This is a genomic window from Halorubrum trueperi (assembly GCF_042662525.1).
Lineage (GTDB): Archaea > Halobacteriota > Halobacteria > Halobacteriales > Haloferacaceae > Halorubrum > Halorubrum trueperi.
The window spans coordinates 140,624-158,497 of the sequence record NZ_JBHSXI010000016.1 but is presented as its reverse complement, the minus strand read 5'-3'; the positions used below and the strand labels follow the sequence as shown (position 1 = coordinate 158,497).

General features: G+C 65.4%; 17 protein-coding genes and 1 pseudogene. 15 read left to right on the top strand and 3 right to left on the bottom strand.

The window, feature by feature from the left end:
- Positions 1–137 precede the first annotated feature (137 nt).
- A complete protein-coding gene (locus ACFQEY_RS14355) occupies positions 138–866 on the top strand; it encodes an RAD55 family ATPase (RefSeq protein ID WP_379769801.1) in 729 nt (242 codons plus the stop codon).
- Positions 867–900: 34 nt separating this feature from the next.
- On the opposite strand, the gene ACFQEY_RS14350 is transcribed toward ACFQEY_RS14355, so the two are convergent.
- Positions 901–1,239, bottom strand: coding sequence for a helix-turn-helix domain-containing protein (locus tag ACFQEY_RS14350; RefSeq protein WP_379769799.1), 339 nt, complete (start codon positions 1,237–1,239; stop codon positions 901–903).
- A gap of 185 nt (positions 1,240–1,424) precedes the next feature.
- Here ACFQEY_RS14350 and ACFQEY_RS14345 point away from each other — a divergent pair, with 185 nt between their 5' ends.
- The 4 genes from ACFQEY_RS14345 to ACFQEY_RS14330 all read left to right on the top strand — a co-directional run bounded on the left by ACFQEY_RS14345 (position 1,425) and on the right by ACFQEY_RS14330 (position 4,127).
- Positions 1,425–1,763, top strand: a complete 339-nt coding sequence (locus ACFQEY_RS14345; protein WP_379769797.1) for a hypothetical protein — start codon at positions 1,425–1,427, stop codon at positions 1,761–1,763.
- A gap of 339 nt (positions 1,764–2,102) precedes the next feature.
- The gene (locus ACFQEY_RS14340) at positions 2,103–2,681 is read left to right on the top strand and encodes an archaellin/type IV pilin N-terminal domain-containing protein (RefSeq protein ID WP_379769795.1); all 579 of its coding nucleotides are present in this window, start codon (positions 2,103–2,105) and stop codon (positions 2,679–2,681) included.
- A 2-nt stretch (positions 2,682–2,683) separates the two neighbouring features.
- Positions 2,684–3,316, top strand: coding sequence for an archaellin/type IV pilin N-terminal domain-containing protein (locus tag ACFQEY_RS14335; RefSeq protein WP_379769793.1), 633 nt, complete (start codon positions 2,684–2,686; stop codon positions 3,314–3,316).
- A gap of 85 nt (positions 3,317–3,401) precedes the next feature.
- Positions 3,402–4,127, top strand: a complete 726-nt coding sequence (locus ACFQEY_RS14330) for a DUF7500 family protein (protein ID WP_379769791.1) — start codon at positions 3,402–3,404, stop codon at positions 4,125–4,127.
- 623 nt (positions 4,128–4,750) lie between these two features.
- On the opposite strand, the gene ACFQEY_RS14325 is transcribed toward ACFQEY_RS14330, so the two are convergent.
- Positions 4,751–5,209: a zinc ribbon domain-containing protein gene (locus ACFQEY_RS14325; protein WP_379769789.1), complete on the bottom strand. Its 459-nt coding sequence runs from the start codon at positions 5,207–5,209 to the stop codon at positions 4,751–4,753.
- A gap of 227 nt (positions 5,210–5,436) precedes the next feature.
- On the opposite strand from ACFQEY_RS14325, the gene ACFQEY_RS14320 reads away from it, so the two are divergent.
- The 10 genes from ACFQEY_RS14320 to flaJ all read left to right on the top strand — a co-directional run bounded on the left by ACFQEY_RS14320 (position 5,437) and on the right by flaJ (position 17,236).
- Positions 5,437–7,842: a BGTF surface domain-containing protein gene (locus ACFQEY_RS14320; protein WP_379769787.1), complete on the top strand. Its 2,406-nt coding sequence runs from the start codon at positions 5,437–5,439 to the stop codon at positions 7,840–7,842.
- A gap of 134 nt (positions 7,843–7,976) precedes the next feature.
- Positions 7,977–8,333 carry a chemotaxis protein CheY gene (cheY, locus tag ACFQEY_RS14315; RefSeq protein WP_379769785.1) on the top strand — a complete coding sequence of 119 codons (357 nt, stop codon included), beginning with the start codon at positions 7,977–7,979 and terminating at the stop codon, positions 8,331–8,333.
- The gene (locus ACFQEY_RS14310) at positions 8,333–9,553 is read left to right on the top strand and encodes a chemotaxis protein CheC (protein WP_379769783.1); all 1,221 of its coding nucleotides are present in this window, start codon (positions 8,333–8,335) and stop codon (positions 9,551–9,553) included. Before cheY ends, ACFQEY_RS14310 begins: the two co-directional genes overlap by 1 nt.
- Positions 9,550–10,074, top strand: coding sequence for a chemotaxis protein CheD (locus ACFQEY_RS14305; RefSeq protein ID WP_379769781.1), 525 nt, complete (start codon positions 9,550–9,552; stop codon positions 10,072–10,074). The genes ACFQEY_RS14310 and ACFQEY_RS14305 overlap by 4 nt, the downstream gene beginning before the upstream one ends.
- 143 nt (positions 10,075–10,217) lie before the next feature.
- Complete coding sequence (locus tag ACFQEY_RS14300) at positions 10,218–12,059, top strand: FlaD/FlaE family flagellar protein (RefSeq protein ID WP_379769779.1); 1,842 nt, start codon at positions 10,218–10,220, stop codon at positions 12,057–12,059.
- Positions 12,049–12,519 carry an archaellum stator protein ArlF gene (gene arlF, locus ACFQEY_RS14295; RefSeq protein WP_379769777.1) on the top strand — a complete coding sequence of 157 codons (471 nt, stop codon included), beginning with the start codon at positions 12,049–12,051 and terminating at the stop codon, positions 12,517–12,519. The genes ACFQEY_RS14300 and arlF overlap by 11 nt, the downstream gene beginning before the upstream one ends.
- A complete protein-coding gene (gene arlG, locus ACFQEY_RS14290) occupies positions 12,520–13,017 on the top strand; it encodes an archaellum stator protein ArlG (protein ID WP_379769775.1) in 498 nt (165 codons plus the stop codon).
- Positions 13,018–13,770: an archaellum protein ArlH gene (arlH, locus tag ACFQEY_RS14285; RefSeq protein ID WP_379769773.1), complete on the top strand. Its 753-nt coding sequence runs from the start codon at positions 13,018–13,020 to the stop codon at positions 13,768–13,770.
- Positions 13,771–13,795: 25 nt separating this feature from the next.
- On the top strand, positions 13,796–15,469 hold the full coding sequence (locus ACFQEY_RS14280; protein ID WP_379769771.1) for a type II/IV secretion system ATPase subunit: 1,674 nt from the start codon (positions 13,796–13,798) through the stop codon (positions 15,467–15,469).
- A gap of 30 nt (positions 15,470–15,499) precedes the next feature.
- Positions 15,500–17,236, top strand: a complete 1,737-nt coding sequence (flaJ, locus tag ACFQEY_RS14275; protein ID WP_379769768.1) for an archaellar assembly protein FlaJ — start codon at positions 15,500–15,502, stop codon at positions 17,234–17,236.
- 261 nt (positions 17,237–17,497) lie between these two features.
- Here flaJ and ACFQEY_RS14270 read toward each other — a convergent pair.
- A pseudogene (locus ACFQEY_RS14270) lies at positions 17,498–17,874 on the bottom strand (NAD-dependent epimerase/dehydratase family protein); the annotation flags it as partial.

Sequence of the window (17,874 nt, the reverse complement as noted above, 5' to 3'; positions counted from 1 at the left end):
CACCGCCGGAGTCGACGGGGGACGCTTCACCGGACATACACGAACGGGCGGCGTGTCGAGAAATAAAGCTGTCGCCGTCAGTACGGTCGGTCCGTCGGATCGTCTTTTATATACTCCCGTCGCCAAGAACGGGACGAATGTCAGAACTCGTCTCCACCGGGATCGAGGGGCTCGACTCGATCCTCTCCGGCGGTATCACGGAGCGATCGACCGTGCTCGTCTCCGGCAACCCCGGCACCGGAAAGAGCATCTTCGGGATCCAGTACCTTCACCACGGCGTCACCGAGCACGGTGAGCGCGGCGTGTACGTCTCGTTCGAGGAGGACGAGGCCGACATCCGGGGCGCGGCGGAGTCGATCGGTCTCGAAGGATTCGGTGACGCCGTCGACGACGGCGACGTCGTAATCCTGGACAAGCGAGAGATGCTCAGGGAGACCGACTTCTCGACCGCGGTCGACCGCCTGCTCGACACCATCGAGGACGGCGACTTCGACCGGCTCGTCCTCGATTCGCTGTCGATGTTCCAGCTCTTTTTCGACGCCGAACAGGAGAAGCGGACCTACCTGCTGAAGTTCTCGGACATCCTCAAAGCGAACGGGTTGACGTCGTTGCTCATCAACGAACAGGGCGCGGTGTTTCCGGACACCGAGGTCGGACTGGAGAACTTTCTGACGGACGGGAACATCTACTTCATCCAGACGCCGACCGACTCGGGCGTCAACCGGTACGTCTGGGTGGCGAAGATGCGGAAACAGGACATCGACACCGACATCTTCCCGATGGAGATCGGGCAGGGCGGGATCACAGTCCACGAGCGCGCCGGCGGGTTCTCGATGATGGGGCGGTCCGACGAGCCGTCGTTTTAGCTGGATCGAGGGTCGTGGAGGTCGAACCGATCCGCTACTGTCCGGACGAGAGGTCGCGCCACACGTCGTCGAGGCGATTTTTCACCGCCGAGCGCTCTTCGACTTCGATCGTGAGCCCGTCGCGGAAGTCGACCTCCACACCGTCCACTTTCCGCCGGTATACCTTCACGCGGCGGTGCTCCTCGGAGAGCGGCCGATCGTGTAGTTCAAGCAGATCGGCCTCCTCCAGTTCGTTGATCCGCCGGTAACACGTTGCGATCGGCACGTCGAGCTCGTCGCTGAGATCCTGCGCGGACATCGCGTCCCCCGTCGCCGTCAGGATGTCCGTGTTATACTTGTTACCGAGAACCGTGATCAAGTCGTCCCCCACCATTCACGTTATCGCCGTTGATTTTTGAGCTTAAAAGGATACCGGTGATCGGAACCTCTCGGGAAGCCGCCGACGGAGGGTTGGTCGGGGGTACGTACCTGCCTCCGCTGTGAGCGATCTGTCGGACGTGTTATCGCCGGTGATAGCCGCCACCGTGGGTTTATATATCGACTTCGAGCAGGAAGCGTATGGAGCTCACCGAAGGGCTGTATCTCGTGACGACCACCGTGCTCGCCGGGGCGAGCGCGACGCTGGTCGCGTTCGCACTCTCGGCGTATCGGTCGTCGGGCCGCACGGCGATGGCGTACTTGGCGGTCGGTTTCGGACTGGTCGTCGTCGCCGCCGTGGCGACGCCCGTTGCCGCCTTCCTGACGGGGTTCGGGAACCCGGCCGCGTTGCTTCTCGTCAACACCGGACTGATCGCGGCGTCGATGGCGCTGGTCGCGGGGAGCCTCGTCGTCTACGAACCGGGAACACAGGAGTTCGTGATCCCGGAGTCGGAGATCGCGCAACTTCAGGACCGGTAGGTCTCGCCGTCGTTCGTTCATCGTCGGCCCTCGGAGCCGTTCGTCCCTTCCCTTCGGAGCCGTTCGTCCCTTCCCTTCGGAGCCGTTCGTCCCTTCCCTTCGGAGCCGTTCGTCCGGGTTGAATCCCCCGGTTCAGATGACCTTTTCCGATATTCAATAGCGATAACCACGGCGGCAGTTTGTTACTATTTCCATAAACTATTCCTAGAAAAATAACCCGATAATCGACAGACTGCAGGGGTTTATCAGGTCGAATAATCGGTACAGAGTCTTTAATAGGGAAATTCGACTCGCTATCGATAACGCCGCCGGGCAGGCCGGGGGCCCACGCAACACACAATGTTCGAAACCATACTGAACGAGGAAGAGCGCGGTCAAGTGGGGATCGGGACCCTCATCGTGTTCATCGCGATGGTGCTGGTGGCGGCGATCGCCGCCGGCGTCCTGATCAACACGGCCGGCTTCCTTCAAACGCAGGCGGAGGCAACGGGCGAAGAGAGTACAAGTCAGGTGAGCGACCGCCTACAGGTCGTGAGCCAGTCGGGGAACGTGACAGATAGCGGGGGAGACAGAATCGTTGACAATATAAGTCTCACAGTCGCGCAGTCGCCCGGTTCCGACAACATCGATCTTTCTGAAACGTCGGTCGAACTCATCGGCACCGGCGGCCAGGAGACGACCACGTTGGATGAGGGTATGATCGACATCTTCACCAACGACCAATTGGACGTCGTGCTGACGGACAGCAGCGAGCGCGCCAACATCGAAATCGACCTCGACACCGATGTCGACTACGGTGACCTCGAAGGAGGCGATCGGCTGTCGGTAACGTTCACCACACCGTCCGGTGCGACGACGACCACCGAACTGCGCGTCCCCACGACGCTAACCGAGAGCGAAGATTCGGTGAGGCTGTAACAATGTTCGAATTCATCAACAACGATGACGACCGCGGTCAGGTGGGTATCGGCACGCTCATCGTATTCATCGCGATGGTGCTGGTGGCGGCGATCGCCGCCGGCGTCCTGATCAACACGGCTGGATTCCTGCAGTCGCAGGCGGAGGCAACGGGCGAAGAGAGTACGGACCTCGTCTCCGAGCGCATCGACGTTACAACCTCTGTTGGGATCGTCAGTAACGCTTCCGAGGGGAACCTCAGTTCGATCCGCGTCGGAGTCGCGGGTGCGGCCGGTGCCGACCAGATTGACCTGAGCGAAGCGACCATCGAGGCCGTCGGTCCCAACGGTCAAGAGAACCTCGTGTTCAACCAGAGTTCGATCGATGGGGGAGATGCGACTAACATTTCCGCCAACGAGTTCGGCGTTCAGGAGGACGACGAGTTCGTCACCGCAGACGACGCGATTCTCGACGGCGACGGACAGCTAACGATCGTGCTCAATCCGGAGTCGAGCCCGTTCGGCTCGCCGGGCGATGCCTTCGGCGAGGGTGAGTCCACTTCGTTGGCGATAGTCTCGCCATCGTCGGCGACGACCTCAGTCGAACTCACGTCGCCGGACCTCTACGAGGAAGACAACGAAGCGGTCCGGCTCTAACGAGCCTCGAACAGCCCCCTACCCACCTCCGCGGCGGATTCCTCCGCCCGGAACACCTATTTTATCGCGCGTCCACGGCTACGTCATGAGTGACCACGACGCACCGTCGGCCGACCCAGACGCGCCGCCGGCCGATCCCGACGAGCTCGATTTCACCGACGACGAGACCGTCGTCGAGATCGGGGAGAGCCGGTACGTCGTCGGGACGAACGGCCGGCCCAACGTCGGACGGTCGCGGGGGGCTTCGGATTCCGCAGACGAGACGGGGTTCACCGCCGCCGATCCGGAGAGCCCCGCGGACCGACGGCCGCCCGGCGGCGACGCCAACGCTGGCGCGGCCGGCGGCGGACGAGGCGAGGAGCACTCCGCGCGGGCCGCCGGCCGCCAGTCTGGGAGGGGCCAGCAGCACGCCAGCGGACGGGAGCCCGCCAGGCGGCCAGCCGAGACCGCTCCCGCAGTCGACCGGCAGGCAGTGAGCCGCTGGCTCGCGAACTCCTTCGACGGCGACGGATTTACCTACGGGATCGACGCGACGCTACACGTCGACGGCAACACCACCCGACAGCGGATGGTCTCGAACGACGTGACGGCGACGTTCGAATCGCTCGTCTCGTGGTTCGCGTCCAACGCGGGACCGAGCTCACCGACCCCGGAGGCGCTTGGATTGTTGCTCGTCGCCTCCAAGACGACCGTCGACGTCCCGCCGGTCGCGATCAAGCGCTTCGCGGCGAGCCAGGGGCTCACGGCGAACGACAGCATCGGCGACCTCGTCCGCGCGGCGGAGAACGCCGACGGGTTCCGGATCGAGTAGCAGTTCCTCGAAGTTCTTTTCGACCGAGAGCGGGTGACTCAGCTGTTCGGTGTTCACACCGCTTGATCGACTGCGGGAGTATGTATGTCAATTCGGAGGAGTGGTCGTTTATAAGTAACAGAGTGGTGTTGCCGTCGGCTGTTTATATATCGTTGCTGGAGCGGTGAATTGCTGTGTTTCTGGCGTTGATTGTTTATTGGTGATCGTTGCTGGCGCGGTGAACACTTACAAAGCCCCAGCCGCGACGACTCGCGCGACACGCTGTGCGCTTCAGTCGCTCACTCTGTTCGCTCCCTCCAGTGCTTACGTCGTCGAGCTTCGTCCTCGCGGCTGCCCCTTTGAGTCCCACCCCGCCCCGCACCTCACGCCTCCCCAGCCTCGCGGCTCCTTTCAGTCGCCGCGTCCCTCGCGGGCTCTTCGCGCTCGCTTCAAAGCGAGCGCTCAGAGGCGCGCCACCGCCACGTTCATTTATAAGTAGTCGTCGCTGCCGCGATCGCCGCTTTAAATACCACGTCGCCGGCAGCGGTTTGCAATACTCACTCCCGGAAGCTATCGCTGGTGTCCCCGTCCCGCGTGAGCCACTGCCCCGCAGATACTGAGGTGTGCCCTGTTCGATAAGACGCTCACAACAGAAGCAGCAGCACGCCGAGCAGCGCGAATAGTACGTAGAGCCCGGCCATGACCTCGCGTTTCAACGGGCTTCCGAGCGGCTCTGCGGTCAGCCGGCGGATCGGTGGGAGGATCGCGATTCCGCCGAGGATCAGGAGGAAGGCACCGACCTGCGGGACAAGCGTGAGCGCGACGACGATCGTTCCGTAGCCGAACACGTAACAGCCGCGTCGCCAGAGCTGCTCGCGGTCGGTGAGGTCCTCGGTCGGAACGAATCCAGATCCGCCGTCAGTTCCGCCGTTACCGCTGTTCCCTGCGCCAGCGTTTCCAGGCTCGGCCGCCACCTGCTGGGCTTGTCGCTGGACGTACTCGTCGAGTTCTTCGGCGGCGTCCTCCGTCTGTGGAGCGCCGCACTCGACGCAGTACCGGGCCTCGTCGTCGAGCGACAAGTCACATCGCGGGCAGGTCTTCATCCTCACCAAAAGCGTACCGCGGTCGGACTTAACTCTTCGGAGCTTTGACGACGTCCGGGCCCCGCTGTGGTCTGTCGGTTCCTCCGCTTTCCTCCGTGATTGGCGGTTCCGGTTCTCCGACACGATAATCGGGAGGGTACGCTTTAGTCACTGAGATCCCGAGCACGTATCAAGTGACGGCGGGCCGTCGAAACGACCTGGCTCGTCACGACGAAACGGACACCACGATGACCTCCAGAGTTTCACCGGACGATGCGGATCGGTCCGGCCGGGCGACGACAGCCGATGCCCGCAGCGGTCGTACCGACTCACAACGTGGGCACGCCGGTTCGCTCAGCGAACGCACCGACCCGCCAGCCAAAGGTGCCGAGGGTAACTCGGAGACTGGCACGGAGACGGTCGCGCTACGCGCCCGACTCTCGAACCTCTGCGTGATGCTAGTTGCGATCGCCGTGCTCTTCTCGTTCCTCGGTGCGGGGGCCACGGGCCCCGCCGCGGCGACGCTCGCAGACGAGGATTCGACGCCGTTCGGTGAAGACGAGGTCACTCCCGCGATCGCTGTCGAAGACGAAGTGGAGGCGGGCGGCCCCGTTCGACAGGAGATCAGCGGATCGTTTAGCCGACCGATGTACACCGGGACGGCGGGCGATGTGGTGGAGATCAGACACGTCGTCGACGCGTCCGGGGACGACAGCGCCTACCTGCTGGTCGGCGGCAACCGGCTTACCGATTCGGGCGACACGGTCGGGTTCGTCGACGTTGTCAAGGCGTCCGGCGGGTCCACGACGATCAACACGCGACTGATCGGAACGAACGAGAGCAACGTCGACAGTTGTAGCGATTCCGACGTGGACTGCGACCTCGAATTCAGGAACGGGGACGGTGACGTGGTCGCCGAGAACCTCACAGGGCTTCGCACAGCACTGCCCGGTGCGACTGGCGCTGGCGGTCTCGCTCGCCCCCTCGTCCCGCAGCGATACCGGCTCGCGGTCACGAACGGGACGTTCGTCGTCCGAGATTCCGGTGCGGTGGATCCGGTCAAGGTAGCCGCGGAGTCCGATCTCGTGTTACGGAAGCCGACGTTCCACGACGACGTCGAGGTGTTCACGACCTTGGACCGCGACCTGATCTCCGACAGCGAAGACGGTGACGAGTCGCTCGCCGCGCTCAGGGAAAACGGGCTCGACCGGAGGGTGGTGACGAAGGGTGATCGGGTCGTGCTCGAGTTCGAATCCACCGGGATCTGGGGGTCTCTATCGCACTTCGCTGAACGTCGGTCGGGCGAGTCGATCGAGGCCGGTACCCAGATCGATCACCGCGTTCTCGCTGACCTCCTCGACGCCGAGGAGGGCGTCTCGCTACGGATTCGGCAAACGAACCCCGGACGGAACGAGCGAGCAGCGGAGTTCGACCTCGCGAACGCCGACCCGGAGGATGTCTCGCTCTATCTCTCGGAGGGAGAGGAGATCGAACGCGGCGGAAGCGATCGCTCGCCCGGTCGGCTCTCCCTCGCGATAGACACGAGCGACGGGGGACCGTTCACCAACGATCCCGAGCCGGGAGACGAGTTCTCGGTCGAGTTCGCCCTGGAGGGAACCGACGGCGAGCAGTACGCTTTTCGTGACGGTCGAGAGCCCCCGGATGCGTTCGAAGCGGAGTCGGAGACGGCCGATCGGATCTCGGAGCAGTACCCGTACCACGGAAGCGCCGACGGTCGGGTGAGCGCCGAGACGTCGTTCACCGTTCGCGAGCGATACCTCCAGTACGACAACGTTACCGCCGACGGCGACATCCTCGTCGAGGCCGACAACGGGACCATCACCGGAACGACTTCGATCCTCCCCGCGACGGAGCTGTCGGCGACGATCGTCCGGGACGACGACGAGGGACCGTCGCGGACCGAATCAGAGATGGAGATCGACGACAGGAACTTTTCCGTCGACAGCGGTCTCACCGACGCGCCGCCCGGGACTGAGGCGAACTACCGACTCTACAGAGGACAGTCGCTGCAGGACAGTCGGACGGTCCTCGTCGTCGACGATGCCGGAGACCCCGCCCGGCTACGGCTGGCGAACGGGACGACGACGAACCTCACGGTGACCCGGGACGATCCGCTGTCGAACCTCTCCGCGACGGTGCGAAACGTCGGGCAGTTAGAGACCCGTGAACGGCTGACACTCGACATCAACGACGGGGATATCACCGAAGAGCGCCACGTCACGGTCGGACCCGAGGATTGGAAAAACGAGACGTTCTCCGCCCTCGACGCCGGGCTGGAGCCGGGTGAGTACCCGTACATGCTCGAAATCGACGGGCACAGCGTGAACGGAACGCTGACAGTGGAGGCGGATCCGTCGGTGACGCGCATCGAAGAGGGCGACGACAACTCGTCGTCGGCCGACGAAGCTGAGGGGAGTGACGCGGAAAACGGGACAGACGAAGACGATTCGGATGAGAGTGGTTCGGACGAGTCTTCGGAGAGCGGTGGCAGTGAGGGAGGCACCCCCGACGAAGAGGACCAAGAACCCGACTCGGGGCCGTCGGCGTTCCTCCCGCTCGGGATCGGGACGCGCGAGACGTTTGGCGGAACCGTGCTCGTCGGCGCGACGTACCTCCTCGGGCACTGGGTCTGACGGCCGCGCCCTCGGTGCCCTTCCGATGTCGGTGGGGCGCTTTCGCGGTGCGGATGCGGCGCTCCGATCGGTTCTCATCGATGAGAACCGCGGGCGAGCGGTTAAGTGAGCCCTCCTCCGCCTTCCAGACAACTATGGCAACGCGCGTGCTTATCGCGGACGACTCGGAGTTCATGCGGAACCTCCTCCGGGAGATTCTTGAAGGGGAGTTCGAAATCGTCGGCGAGGCCGAAAACGGCGTGGAGGCGGTTAACATGTACGAGGAACACGGCCCCGATCTCGTGATGATGGACATCGTGATGCCGATCCGCGACGGGATCGAGGCGACGACGGAGATCCTCGAGGCCAACCCGGGGGCGACGGTGATCATGTGCACCAGCGTCGGGCAGGAGGAGAAGATGAAGGCGGCCATCAAGGCCGGCGCTGAGGGATACATCACGAAGCCGTTCCAGAAGCCGAACGTGCTCGACGCCATCGGATCGGCGGTATAATGCGGGTCGACGTCCGGGCGCTCGGTGCCTGCAACCGGCTGGCGGAGCAGGGGGCCGGACAGGCCGCCGGCGCGCTCGCCGAGCTGACGGGGACCGACCTCGCCGTCGAGGTCACGGGCGCGAGCGTCGCCAGCGGCGAGGACCTCGCGGAGGCCTTCGCCGGGCGCGAATCGATCGGCGTGAGCGTCGGACTCCGCGGCGGATTGCAGGGAGAGGCCGTCCTCGCGTTCGACGCCGCCAACGTCGACGCTCTCCTGTCGCTGCTCCCCGGCGGGCAGTCGATGGAGCGCAGCGCCGTGACCGAAGTCGGCAATATCGCGCTCGGCGGCTTCCTCGACGGGTGGGCCAACTACCTCGGGACGGCGATAGACATGACGCCGCCGCGGTACTTCGAGGCCGACGGCGCAGCCGTCCTCCCGGACGGAGCGCTCGCTGGCGACGGCGTGTTCCTCTTCGAGAGCCGTCTGGACGCGACGACGACCGACCTGGACTTCTCGATCTACATGCTTCCGGACTCCGAGCGATTCCGAGAGCTCATCGTGGGGAACGCCGCGCCGGCGGCGACGCCCGGCGCAGAGGCGGCCGGCGGTGCGGACGGCGCGGGAACCGGCTCCGAGAAACGCGGCCGCACCGCGGTTCCATACGAATCGCTGTCGACGTTCGCCTCGCTCGCGAAGCGCGGCTCCGCGAACGCCGCCGACAACATCTCGATGATGACCGGCCTCGACACGACCGTCGACGTAAGCCGGCTGCGGTTCGTCCCGCTGGCCGACGTGCCAGCGGAGGTCGGCGTCGAGCCGCACGCGGGGACCGTCTTCGAACTGCAGGGCGAACCGAGCGGCTACCTCGCCATCCTCTTCGAGGAGGAGTCGGCGGCGACGATCGCGGCGGCGATGCTCCCCACCGAGCCGGACGAGCCGCTTGGGGGGATGGCGGAGAACGCCCTCTGCGAGCTCGGAAACGTGATGACGAGCGGATTCATCGACGGCTGGGCGAACGTTCTCGGCACGTCCATCACGCACTCGCCGCCGGAGTTCGTCCACGACATCGGCTCCTCGACGATCAGCCCGTTGGTCGCCAAGCTGAGCCGCCGCCAGGACTACGGGTTCGTGATCGACGCGGCGATCCAGACGGAGGGTGTCCAGACGCGGTGTGACGTGTACGCGCTCCCGGACGAGCGCGAACTGGCCTCGGCGCTCTCGCGGCTCTCGGAGCCGTGAGTCACCCGTCGTCGCAGGGGCGGCGGTCGATCGACGCCGGAATCGGTGCTGATCCCGGCCGCATCAAGGTCGGCGTCGGAGACCTCGCCGTCGCGACGGGCGGCGAGACGCTCACGACCAGCGGGCTCGGATCCTGCGTCGCCGTGGCGCTCGTCGACGACGACGTCGGCGTCCGCGGGCTGTTACACGCGATGCTCCCGACGGGCGATCCGGCGCGGACGGCGCACGTCCGCCCGGCGAAGTACGTCGACACCGGGATCGAGACGCTGATCGAAGCGCTTCGCGAGGCGGGTGCGTCCACGGGACGCCTGGAGGCGCGGGTCGCCGGCGGGGCAGAGATGCTCGATCTCACGGACGCCGTCGGCCCGCGGAACGTCGAACGCGCCGAGCAGTGTCTGGACCGAGCGGGCGTCCCGATAGTCGCCAGCGACGTTGGCGACGGCGTCGGCCGCACGATCCGGTTCAGGGCCGACGGCGGGTTCGTGGTCCGCGCGGCCGACGGGTTCGAGCGGACCCTGTGACGGATCTCGTTCGTCGCGGTCGGCGAGATTTTCTTCCGTCCCGCTGCCGACGCTCGCGGTCCGGACGGCGGACGCGTGCGGTCTTCTCACACCTGATATTTTGAGGGGTGAATTGAAGTGTGTTCTGGGGGTCGTAGTTGGTAATGGGCCTCGAACTACCGGTGTGGGGTGCTCCAACGGCCGCATGGATAGTCGCCACGCTGGGGCTCGTCGGTGCGAGCGTCCTCGATCGGTTCCTCGACGACGGCGGTGCCGACGACGACGATTCCGGAGGAATGGGCGGAGACGATCCCTTCGGAGGCGGAGGGATGGGAGGCGGAGGGATGGGAGGCGGCATGGGTGGAGGCGGCGACGACTTCGACGACTTCGACGGCATGGACGAGTGGGACGACGGCTTCGACGACGGCGACGGCGGTGGTTCCAGCACCGACGAACTGGAAAACCGGCTCGACGACCTCGAGAACGAGGTCGCGTCGCTCTCGTCGACGGTCTCGACGGTCCGCTCGGAGAACGAGGAGATCTCGGCCGCGGTCGACGACATCGAGGAGGACGTCAGGAACCTGCTCGACATCTACGAGATGGTCACCCGCGGCATCAACCCCTTCGTGGACGACTCGAGCGGATTCGACAGCGTCAACGGCGGCGGCGAGGGATCTTTCGGGCTCTTCGACGACGATGAGGAGGAGACGGAGTCAGAAGACGACCTCGACGAGGACGTCGCGAACGCCGACGCAGACGGGTTCTTCGACGACGACCTGCTCGACGACGACTTCGAGGAGGACGAAGACGAGGACGACGGCTTCGACGAGCTAGACGAGGGAATGGACGGCGAGCACACGGACGACGGCGATCCCGCCGACGCCTCGTCCGAGACCGCGGCGGCGGACGACGGAGACGATATGAACGACGATGGAAAGAGCTTCAGCGAACTGAAAGAGGAGTACGACGCCGGAGAGGCCGACTGGGCCGACGAAGAGGGGAGCGACGCGGACGTCCCCGCGGACGAGGACCCGTTCGAGGGCGGGGACGGCTCGTTCGACGACACGCCCGGCGACGAAACGGATCCGTTCGAGAACGGGGACGACTCGTTCGACGACAACCTCGGTGTCGACGACGGCGTCGACGCGTTCGACGAGGGGATGTCGACTGCCGGCCCCGCGGAGAACGGTCACGAGCCGGACCCGCAGTCCGGCCGCGGGCAACGCCCCGGCGGCGACCCGGCCGAGGCGAGCGGCGACGGCTTCGAGTACGTCCGCGAGGACGACCTCTCCGGAACCCGCGGCAAGCCGTACCTCACGGAGCTCCCCGGCGACTACGTCGGCGACCTCCTGGTGATGGAATGGCTGGAGTTCCTCGTCTCCGAGAGCGATGTCACCGACGCGGTGCGCGCGATCAACTACTACGAACGGATCGAGTGGGTTGGCCCGGCGGCCGCCGCGCGACTCCGGGACTTCCTCTCCGGATTCGGGACGATCGACCGGAACATCGTCGACCGCTCCGGGACGGACCGGTTGGTCCGGGAACACCACACCCGCAGCCTTCGGTACGTGACGCAGCTCAACGGAACGAGCGGTCACCTCCTGCTGTTGGATCGCTGGGACGACCTCGCCGGCGGGTCGCTGGTTGGCGGCGGCGCGCCGGCGTTCGGATCCCGTGGAGGCGGCCGTTCCGACACTCGCGACCGAACCGATCGGAACGACCGAACCGATCGCCGAGACCGGCGAGCGAACGAGAACGGGCACGGGAGCGACGCGGATCGCCGCGACGGGCGAGCGGAGCCTCGTGATGAGCGAACGGAGACTCGCGACGAGCGGACGGAGCCTCGTGACGAGCGAACGGAGTCGCGCGACGGGCGAGCGGATCGCCGCACCGAGCGACCGGAGGGGCGTGAGCGAAACGGCGGCTCGCCCCGACCGATGAACGATCCGAACCCGCGCTCCGACCGCGCCGACCCGGCCGACGGTGGGTGGGGAGATGGGCGTTAGCGTCTCCGCGTCGACGGCCATCATCGTCGCGGGGCTGTTCTTCGCGTTCACCGCGTTCTACCCCGTGGCAGCAAACAGCTTCGACCGCGTCACCGATGCGCAACACGGGATACAGGAGCGTTCGCTCGAACAGCAGAACACGGAGTTCGCGGTGACGAACGCGACGTACGACGACCCCACGCTCACCGTCAACGCCACCAACGACGGCTCGGTCGGCCTCGTCGCGAGCGACGCGACGCTGGTCGTCGGCAACGAGTACGTCGACGTCGGCGGCTCCAACGCGAGCACGACCGTCGACGGCGACGCCGACACCGACCTCTGGCTCGGCGGCGAGGAGCTGACGGTGACGGTCGACGAGGGCGATCTGACGACCAATGTCGCCGCGGGCGAGACACGCGTCGTCCTCGTCGCCGAGTCTGGCGTCCGCGACGCAACCACCGTGACGGTGGTGAGCGGTTAGATGGCGAGCGTTCCAGTCTCCCACCTCATCCTGTTCATCGCCAGCCTCGTGATCGCCGCGGGCGTCGTGGGCACGGTCACGACCGGCGTCGACCGCGTGAGCGCCGCCGTCGACGACGCCGGCCTCGACGCGACCGAGCAGCTTCGGACCGACGTGACGGTCATCTCGGACCCGAGCGCGGGGGTGTACAACGCGAGCGGCGAGGAGAACGTGACGCTCCTGATAAAGAACACCGGGACCTACCGCCTCGCGCCCGACGGGTCCGGCCTCGACGTCATGTTCGACGGGGCGTTCGTCCGGCCGAGCGCGATGGAGGGCGAGCTCGTCTCGGCCGGCGCGGGCGCGGCGTGGAGTCGCGGCGACGTGCTGCGGCTCACGATCGACGTCAGCGAGCTCGACGATTCCGGGGCCGAACTCGAACCCGGGACCGACCACCGCGTGTACCTCACCATCAACGGGGACGAGGAGCTGTTCCAGTTCCGGACGGAGGGGAGCTAGATGCCCCGCACGGACAATCTCCTCTCGATCGGGCTCGGTGAGCGCGACCGGCTCAACAAGGAGCTCGGTGGCGGTATTCCCCGCGGGAGCATCGTCCTCATGGAGGGTGACTACGGGGCCGGCAAGAGCGCCATCTCACAGCGGTTCGCCTACGGGCTCGTCGAGGAGGGCGCGTCGGTGACGATGATGTCGACGGAGCTCACCGTCCGCGGATTCATCGACCAGATGCACTCGCTTGAGTACGACATGGTGAAGCCGCTGTTGAACGAGGAGCTTCTCTTTTTACACGCCGACTTCGACTCGGGCGGCGCGTTCTCCGACGGTGACGGCGAGCGGAAGGAGCTGCTCAAGCGGCTGATGAACGCGGAGGCGATGTGGAATTCCGACGTCGTCTTCCTCGACACGTTCGACGCCATCTTCCGGAACGACCCGACGTTCGAGGCGCTCGTCCGGAAGAACGAGGAGCGACAGGCGGCCCTGGAGATCATCTCTTTCTTCCGGGAGATCATTTCGCAGGGAAAAGTCGTCGTGCTGACCGTCGATCCCTCGGCGGTCGACGACGACGCGATCGGTCCGTTCCGGTCGATCGCCGACGTCTTCCTCCAGCTCGAGATGATCGAGGTCGGCAGCGACATTCGCCGACAGATCAACGTGAAACGCTTCGCGGGGATGGGAGAACAGGTCGGCGACACGATCGGATTCTCGGTCCGGTCGGGGACCGGAATCGTCATCGAGAGCCGCAGCGTCGCCTGAAAAATCACCGCATCCCAGAGACACCATGACCGAACACGGAACCGCGAAACCGTCGGAAGAGCTCCGGAAGGCCGCCATGCGGCGGCCGCACCTCCGGGAACACCTCCGGGAGTTCAAACAGATCACGGGCGAGTTCCCCCAGTTCATCGAGGAGCCGAAATCGGAGTACGAGTCCAACCGACCGAACGTCATCTACCCGGTCGGCGGCCCGATATACAGTCACATCTACGGCGACCTCGGACAGGACACGAAGTACTACGCCATCGAGCCCGAGGTGTCCGGACCGCAGGGGCAGATCCTCAACGAGGTGAAAAACCGCCTGCTCTCGGTGAGCGGCCAGCACAGCGCGCCCGACTCGGAGGCGGAGTACGACGACCTCATCGAGGAGCTGTTAGAGGAGGTGACGCACGTCGACAACGGGGCCACCGGCTGGCGGCGCGGGCTCTCGAAGGTGATGAATATGGGGAAACTCTCCGTCACCGAGGAGACCTACGAGAACATCCGCTACCGGCTCAACCGCGATATCGTCGGCCTCGGCCCGCTCGAACCCGTGATGCGCGACCCCGCCAACGAGGACATCCACGTCATCGGCCCCAGCGAGTGTCACGTCGACCACGGCACGTTCGGCATGTTGGAGACTACCATCGACTTCGGCACCCCGAAGGAGTTCGACAACTGGCTGCGCAACATGGGCGAACGGATCGGCGACCCGCTCTCCGACTCCGACCCAATCGTCGACTCCACGCTGCCGGACGGATCGCGTATCAACATCATCTACTCCGACGACGTCTCGCTGAAGGGCTCCTCACTCACGATCCGGCAGGGCGAGGAGGTGCCGCTGTCGATCAACCAGATCACCAACTGGGGGACGCTCTCCCCGGAGCTCGCGGCGTACCTCTGGCTGTGTCTGGAAAACGAACAGACGGTGTTCGTCGTCGGGGAGACGGCGTCCGGGAAGACGACGACGCTGAACGCGATCCTCTCGTACATCCCCAACGATTCGAAAATCTACACCGCGGAGGACACCGCCGAGGTCATCCCGCCGCACAACACGTGGCAGCAGCTGTTGACCCGCGAGGGCGGCGGCGAAGGCTCCTCCGACGTCGACATGTTCGACTTGGTCGCCGCCGCGCTACGGTCGCGTCCCGACTACATCATCGTGGGCGAGGTTCGCGGGGCCGAGGGTCGCATGGCGTTCCAGGCGGCCCAGACGGGTCACCCGGTCATGCTGACGTTCCACGCGTCCGACATCGTCTCGATGATCCAGCGGTTCACCTCCGAACCGATCAACGTCCCGGAGACGTTCATGGACAACGCCGACGTGGCGCTGTTCCAGAACCGCGTGAAACAGGGCGACGACGTGCTCCGGCGGGTGACGAGCGTCCAGGAGATCGAGGGCTACTCGAAGGAGATGGAGGGGGTCGTCACCCGCGAGGTGTTCAGCTGGGACCCCGTCGAGGACGACATCGTCTTCCAGGGGATGAACAACTCGTACGTCCTCGAAGAGCAGATCGCGACGCTCCTCGGCTACGCCGACACGCGCGACATCTACGACGACCTCTCGTTCCGCGCGGAGCTCATCGAACGGATGATCCAGGAGGGGATCTTGGGATACCACGAGGTGAACCAGGCGATCGACGCCTTCCAGCGCGACGGCGTCGAGGGACTCCCCTTCGACATGCACCGGAACGTCAGGTGATCGAGACGATGAACGGAGTCGTCGGCTAATATGGCGGTGAAGCAGTTCGGGGACGGGCTCGCCACGGCCGCGAAGCTGACCGGCGACGTCCTGGAATCGTACGAGAAGCTCGACATCTCGAAGCGGAAGTACGTCGGGCTCGTGTTGATCCCATCGGTCCTCGTCTTTCTTGCGACCCTCGTCGGCCTGTTCGCCCTCCCGCTACCGCTCGCGGCGCGGATTCCCGTGCCGATGTTCGGTGGGTTGGTGTTGGTGTCGGCACTGATCTATCCGAAGATCTACCTGAGCAGCCTCGAAAACAAGATCGACAACCAGCTGCATCTCGTGATGACGCACATGACCGTGCTGTCGACGACGAACATCGACCGCATGGAGGTGTTCCGAACGCTGGCGAACGAAGAGGAGTACGGCGTCGCGGCCGAGGAGATTGCCCGCGTCGTCCACCTCGTCGACACATGGAACCAGAGCCTCGACGACGCGTGTCGCCGGCGGGCCGAGGAGGTTCCATCCGAGGCGATGGCCGACTTCTTCGACCGACTCGGGTACACGATGGGCGCTGGCCAGTCATTGGAGGAGTTTCTCGTCTCCGAGCAGGACGTCATGCTCGCCAAGTACGAGACGCTGTACGAGTCCTCGCTGTCGAATCTGGAGGTGATGAAGGACCTGTACATGTCGATGATCCTCTCCATGACGTTCGCGCTGGTGTTCGCCATCGTGCTCCCGATCTTGACCGGGAACGACCCGACGGCGACGGTGGCGGCCGTCATCGTGCTGTTCGTCTTCGTCCAGCTCGGTTTCTACGCGATGATCCGGGCGACCTCGCCGTACGATCCGATCTGGTTCCACCCGGACGAGCGCGCGCCGGGCGACCTGAAGCTGTGGGCGTCGCTGGGGATCGGCGGCGGACTCTCGTTCCTGCTCATCGGAATCACGGCCGCCGGCATGTTCGGGCACGGTCCGGGGCTCCCCGGACTCCTGTTCTTCGTCGACGACGTCCGCCTGCCGCTGTACCTCGCGGTGCCGATCTCGCCGCTTTTCATCACCGGCATCATCCTGCGGAGCGAGGAGCAGGCGATCACCGCCCGCGACGGCGAGTTCCCCTCGTTCGTGCGCGCGCTCGGCGCGACCGAGAGCGCCAAGCAGTCGACGACGACGGACGTGTTGACCACGCTGCGCGAGAAGAACTTCGGGGACCTCTCGCCGGCCATCGATCGGCTTTTCCGCCGGCTCAACATGCGGATCAGCACCGAGGGCGCGTGGAAGGAGTTCACCTACGATACGCGGTCGTACCTCATCCAGAAGTTCTCCGAGATGTACCTCGTGGGCCGGCAGATGGGCGGGGATCCGAAGATGCTTGGCGAGCTGATCTCGAAGAACATGAACGCCGTGAACCAGCTGCGCGAGCAGCGCCGGCAGGCGGCGCTGACGTTCATCGGGCTCCTGTACGGGATCACGGCGGCGGCGACGTTCGCCTTCTTCATCGGACTGGAGATCGTCGCGATCTTAGCGGACCTGACCGCCGACTTCGGCCTCGATCAGATGGATATCGGGCAGATCGTCTATCCCAGCGCGTACGACATCCCGCTCATCGAGTACCTGCTGTTGACGGTCGTCCTGTTCAACGCCGCGCTCTCCTCGCAGATGATCCGCCGGATCGACGGGGGGAACCCCGCGAACGGCTACATCCACTTCGTGTTGCTGACGTGGCTCGGCGCGGCGACCGCCATCGCGACGCGGACCCTCGTCAACGCGATCCTGTCGATTTAAGAGCTGATTCGATATATCGATCGTTTATAAATAGTTCTCGGCGGTTTCTTGAGCGGTCCTGCGATCCCAGCCGCTCGTTTATAAACGAGCGGTGTTGGATTGGCGGCGAACATCTCCAAAGCCCCAGCCGCGAGGTGCGAAGCGCCTCTGGCAGCGAGGGACTGTGTCCCTCGGGCAACGGGCAAAGCCCTGTGACAGCCGGCGGCTCCGCCGCCGGCGACGCCACCGCACTACCTGTTTCTAGGGATCGTTCCTCATGGTCTACTCGAACAGCGTCGGCTCGGGGACGCCGTCGTCGGCCGCCTCGCGCCACGAGTGCGACGGCGTCCACCCGAACAGCCGCTCGGCCTTCGCGAGAGCGTACGCGCTCCGATCGTCGCCCTCGGCGACCGACCGGTCGTCAGGGATATCGCCGTACGCCTCTCGCAGGAGGTCGAGCAGCGGTCGGCCGAGCGCGTTGTCGACGGCGACGCAGTTGACGGCCTCGTGGGCTCCGGGCCCCACGGCCGGATCCGACCCCGTCGTCCCCGCGAGCCCGGCGGCGACGAGCTCCGCCACGTCGCGGGCGTCGACGTACGACCAGAAGTTTCCGGCCCCGGCGTCGAGGTCGCTCACGTACCCGTCGGCCCGACAGGCGT

Coding starts and splice junctions, on each gene's coding strand:
- ACFQEY_RS14355 (WP_379769801.1), top strand. CDS start 138: ATGTCAGAACTCGTCTCCACCGGGATCGAGGGGCTCGACTCGATCCTC.
- ACFQEY_RS14350 (WP_379769799.1), bottom strand. CDS start 1,239: ATGGTGGGGGACGACTTGATCACGGTTCTCGGTAACAAGTATAACACG.
- ACFQEY_RS14345 (WP_379769797.1), top strand. CDS start 1,425: ATGGAGCTCACCGAAGGGCTGTATCTCGTGACGACCACCGTGCTCGCC.
- ACFQEY_RS14340 (WP_379769795.1), top strand. CDS start 2,103: ATGTTCGAAACCATACTGAACGAGGAAGAGCGCGGTCAAGTGGGGATC.
- ACFQEY_RS14335 (WP_379769793.1), top strand. CDS start 2,684: ATGTTCGAATTCATCAACAACGATGACGACCGCGGTCAGGTGGGTATC.
- ACFQEY_RS14330 (WP_379769791.1), top strand. CDS start 3,402: ATGAGTGACCACGACGCACCGTCGGCCGACCCAGACGCGCCGCCGGCC.
- ACFQEY_RS14325 (WP_379769789.1), bottom strand. CDS start 5,209: ATGAAGACCTGCCCGCGATGTGACTTGTCGCTCGACGACGAGGCCCGG.
- ACFQEY_RS14320 (WP_379769787.1), top strand. CDS start 5,437: ATGACCTCCAGAGTTTCACCGGACGATGCGGATCGGTCCGGCCGGGCG.
- cheY (WP_379769785.1), top strand. CDS start 7,977: ATGGCAACGCGCGTGCTTATCGCGGACGACTCGGAGTTCATGCGGAAC.
- ACFQEY_RS14310 (WP_379769783.1), top strand. CDS start 8,333: ATGCGGGTCGACGTCCGGGCGCTCGGTGCCTGCAACCGGCTGGCGGAG.
- ACFQEY_RS14300 (WP_379769779.1), top strand. CDS start 10,218: ATGGGCCTCGAACTACCGGTGTGGGGTGCTCCAACGGCCGCATGGATA.
- arlF (WP_379769777.1), top strand. CDS start 12,049: ATGGGCGTTAGCGTCTCCGCGTCGACGGCCATCATCGTCGCGGGGCTG.
- arlG (WP_379769775.1), top strand. CDS start 12,520: ATGGCGAGCGTTCCAGTCTCCCACCTCATCCTGTTCATCGCCAGCCTC.
- arlH (WP_379769773.1), top strand. CDS start 13,018: ATGCCCCGCACGGACAATCTCCTCTCGATCGGGCTCGGTGAGCGCGAC.
- ACFQEY_RS14280 (WP_379769771.1), top strand. CDS start 13,796: ATGACCGAACACGGAACCGCGAAACCGTCGGAAGAGCTCCGGAAGGCC.
- flaJ (WP_379769768.1), top strand. CDS start 15,500: ATGGCGGTGAAGCAGTTCGGGGACGGGCTCGCCACGGCCGCGAAGCTG.